The sequence below is a fragment of the Phaeobacter sp. HF9A genome (assembly GCF_011806385.1).
Classification (GTDB): domain Bacteria; phylum Pseudomonadota; class Alphaproteobacteria; order Rhodobacterales; family Rhodobacteraceae; genus Epibacterium.
The window spans coordinates 1-3,666 of the sequence record NZ_JAATOX010000212.1; the positions used below are offsets into that span (position 1 = coordinate 1).

General features: G+C 58.2%; 4 protein-coding genes. All 4 read left to right on the forward strand.

What is annotated here, in order from left to right; translation table 11 throughout:
- Positions 1 to 27: 27 nt before the first annotated feature.
- The 4 genes from HCZ87_RS20265 (at position 28) to HCZ87_RS20285 (ending at position 3,505) form a co-directional block, all read left to right on the forward strand.
- Positions 28 to 276, forward strand: a complete 249-nt coding sequence (locus HCZ87_RS20265; RefSeq protein WP_254868721.1) for a hypothetical protein — start codon at positions 28 to 30, stop codon at positions 274 to 276.
- A gap of 820 nt (positions 277 to 1,096) precedes the next feature.
- Positions 1,097 to 1,681, forward strand: coding sequence for a hypothetical protein (locus HCZ87_RS20275; RefSeq protein WP_167646869.1), 585 nt, complete (start codon positions 1,097 to 1,099; stop codon positions 1,679 to 1,681).
- Positions 1,678 to 2,346, forward strand: coding sequence for a hypothetical protein (locus tag HCZ87_RS20280; protein ID WP_167646871.1), 669 nt, complete (start codon positions 1,678 to 1,680; stop codon positions 2,344 to 2,346). The genes HCZ87_RS20275 and HCZ87_RS20280 overlap by 4 nt, the downstream gene beginning before the upstream one ends.
- Before the next feature lie 229 nt (positions 2,347 to 2,575).
- Complete coding sequence (locus HCZ87_RS20285; protein ID WP_167646873.1) at positions 2,576 to 3,505, forward strand: hypothetical protein; 930 nt, start codon at positions 2,576 to 2,578, stop codon at positions 3,503 to 3,505.
- The last annotated feature ends 161 nt before the right edge of the window (positions 3,506 to 3,666 follow it).

Genomic DNA, 3,666 nt, shown 5'->3' on the forward strand with positions numbered 1-3,666 from the left:
GCCAGCTGCTCATGCCTCCCAGCTATCATGCTGGATTCATGCAGTGAATCCCCCAACCGATTGGTGCAACATGGCCACACCGCGGGGGAATGCACCCTGCGGGACATGGCCAAGTTCATCGGCGCTTCGATGCAGACGTGTTCGCAGGTGTGCCGGTATAGGGGTGGGAGTGGGCGCTATCGCAAGATGGCGCGCAGCGATGCGCCGGACAACGGCCCGCAGATGATCGAGGCGCTGGATGAAGAGCTCGCCAGTATGTTTGGGATGGCGGCGTGATGCTGGCCGCGGTGGGGCTCCATCCGGTCGCGACAGATGAGCTGCCGGAATATCCACTCGGGATCGAGGACCGGCTCGACAGCCACTACTTCATGGCGTGGGAGCGGCGGCGGTGGCTGAACTCGGATATGCGGCTCAAAGGGACGCCGGAATGTCGGGCGCTGTATTTTGACCTGATCAACATCTCCTATGACCAGACGCCGGTGGGCACGGTGCGGCAGGATCTGGAGACGCTGGCCAAATTGTTGCCGATCGATCCGGGGCATTTCCGCGCCCTGTGTAAGCTGAACTATGGCCCGTTGCACAAGTGGACGCCCTGTATCTGTGAGGGCGGCGAGGTGCGGCTGATGCACCCGATGGTGTTGCGGACGCTAACCAAGGCGCTGTCGCGCAAGGAAGACAACCGCGCCAAGCATGAGGCGGCGAGTGCGGCCACGCGGTTGCAGCGGCTGCGGATTACCGTGGGGGGGGCTATCACGCCGAGCTTGCGAAGAATGACGCGGCCATTCGCTGGATGGACGAATGGCTGGTCCAGGAGGGGTGCGAGTACCGCAATGCCAGCTGGATCGAGCGCGCGATGCGGTCCTAGTCGACGCATATGTTCGACCTCGGGCAGGCGCGCTCCGGCTCCTACCGATAACTGTCCCCCAAGTGTCCAAGACTGTCCGGCGGACAGTTCAAGACAGTCTCGGACAGTCTCAGACTGTCCTGCACGACAGGGATAGAGACAGAGACATAACAAAACAGAAGGCCAGTCGCCGGACACAGTGGGGCCGGTGGCTGGGGATAACTCGGATTGGCTGAGAAATGAGGTGCAGACATGGATGCAAAGGAACAGGCGACAGGTGAGGCGCGGGTGCGGCGGTTGCTGATTGATCCGCTAGTGCGGCTGAGGCTGGCGAAGCCAACGAAGCTGACGGTGGCGCAGTTTGACGCGATGATCGCGGATCTCTGCGGCAAGCTGGCCTATATGACAGATCTGAACCTGCAGGTGCTGGCGGAGCAGGCCGCGAGTATGCCGGCCGGGAAAAGCCAGGATCAGTTCCCGATCACGGCGAAGATCTTCCAATGGGCGGCAGCGATCCAGACGCCGCCGGATGATGCCTCGCCGCTGTTTCGGGCGGTGTTTGCCCATGCGTTGGGGAAGGCGGCTTTGGCGGAAGGTTGGGCGCCGGAGCTGCTGGGCTATCTGCGCCGGTCGCGGGTCTGGCCCCGTGAGTATGATCTGAAGCAGATCCGGTCCAAGGCCGAAGATGCGCGCCGCCAGCTGATGCGGCAGGACGAACATGTGGGGCGGGGTGGGGTACTCACCGAGGCAGATTGGAGCTTTCGCAATGCCCGGCGGCAGGCGCAGGACAAATGCCAAAGGATCGCGGCGCTGGTCGCAGAGGCAGGCCAGGCGTGACGGTTGCACTTCGAGGGGCGGTCGAGCGCGGCGCGGTCAAACGGTCGGTCTCTGTGCTGGAGTTGATTGAATGGGCGTTCCAGCGCGAAAAGGTCAGCGTGGAGTTTGACGAAATCGCGCGCGAGACCGGCGCGCGACCGGGCGTCGGGATGGAATACATCTTGATTGAACATGCAAAGCTGGGGTGCCGGGTGCAAGGTGGCGGCACGTCACCGGCGCATCATGACGCGGACATCGTGGCCAGCACGCTTGCGGTGCTGCCGGAAAGCTGCGGTGGTCGACGGATGGCGATCTGGATTGCGGAGCTGGCCCGTTCTGGTCGCAGGCCGGATTGGCAGGCTGAGGTCGAGGTTCGCCCCGTGGCCACGGTCACAAATCGCCAAGGCACCAGGGCGCGCACTTCGGATGCGGCAGAGCTTGGGCCGATGGGCTGGCCGAGCCAGCCGAAGCGCAAGCGCAATGGGAGTTTGGTCATGGAGCCAGTGGCCTATAGCCCGGTGGAGATCCGCCCGACCGCGCGCGAGATTGCAGCGATGCGGCGCGCCTATCTGCAGTGGTGGGCAGCTTTGTTGGAGATCAAATCTGCGCTTCAGATCAGTCACTTAACATCGCATGTGGTGACGGATGTCATGCCCGCGAGCGCACCGTGGAAGAAAAGCGCTTGACGACATCCTAGCCCAATTGACATATTGCAGTAACCCAACATGCGCCCGGTGCAGTGATCCTGCTCCGGGCGTTTGTTTTTGATAGCTGCCTAGTACTTTCAATCGCAGACCCGAGATTCAAAGCGTTGGTTTAGCGCTGTAAAATGTGCAAGCCTGAAGGTGGCATTCCACTTAAGTGCCTAAATCCGTTTGAATGACTTTGAAGTTCTTAGAATTGTGTGGAGGGAATATGAGAATTCGATCGATCGCCGCAACCTGCGTAGGCATTGTACTTGGGGCGGCGCAATTAAGTGCGGAGCCCAGCTATCAACTGGTGGTGCCATCAGGGTTCTATGACTACCTGGAGGCCAATAAGCCGGAAGTTTCTTCACCTAACATACCGAAAGGTGTGTTCGAACATGGCAATCCTGAGTTGATGAGCGAAACTGTCCAGAGGAAACGGTTTTGGGATATCTTCAAAAGAAAGCCGAAACCGCCCGAGAAGCCTTCACCCCAGCAACAACTTGACCTGAAGCCTGAGTTCTTCACTCCCGGAACCGGAACTGCTCTGTTGGCTGTAAATGAGTTTTCAGGTGGACAGGAGCGACGTATAGCGTGGAGTGAACTGCCGATTGAGAGAAAAAAGTCTTTGCTGAGCCACCTTCAGTCAGAAGTTGTAATCAGCGATCGTGAAATGAACTTTGGGCTTCTGAGAACTATTGGTGGTGTTCGCACAAGTCGGGGTGAGTATACGTTTAACTACCAAGCTATGCGCAGTATTCATATGCCGTGCTCCGCGAATGACATATCATCCGGATATATTGTCTACGGGATCGGGGCTACGGTGAACGTAAAAAGTAAGTTTGCGAAAACGGGTTTGTCCTTGGCGCTGGATGGCGTGGCCGATGCCGTCGATTTTGATAATCAAATCGGAAACGCAAGCATCGAGGTCAACATCTTTGGGCTGAAAGACCCAAGCTATCTTTCTGGGCTGAAAAGCTTTTTCGAAGGTGATGTTTCTCATGACAACCTGAAGAAGGCTGCTTCATTTATCACTGCAGTTGGTGCTGAAATTGGTGACGAGGAAAACTGGGGTGATCCGGTATTCGTTGGTATCGTTGACACCAAGGCGGTTGGGGAGTGTGGTAAGCTTCTGCTTGAAGCACGGAGCAGGTCTTAACCTCCTAAATCTCTAAGCATGACAAAGGCGCTCGCGGGGAAACCGGCGAGCGCCTTTCGTTTGTGTGGTCGAATGGGCCATGTTGGGTAATCCCCCCCGATCTTAAGGGGATGCGGAAGTAGAATTTTCTCGGCAGGATGAACGAGGAGATTCCGATGAAG

Bases quoted from the DNA above. Each gene is read 5' to 3' on its own strand.
- HCZ87_RS20265 (WP_254868721.1), top strand. From the start codon at position 28: ATGCTGGATTCATGCAGTGAATCCCCCAACCGATTGGTGCAACATGGC.
- HCZ87_RS20275 (WP_167646869.1), top strand. From the start codon at position 1,097: ATGGATGCAAAGGAACAGGCGACAGGTGAGGCGCGGGTGCGGCGGTTG.
- HCZ87_RS20285 (WP_167646873.1), top strand. From the start codon at position 2,576: ATGAGAATTCGATCGATCGCCGCAACCTGCGTAGGCATTGTACTTGGG.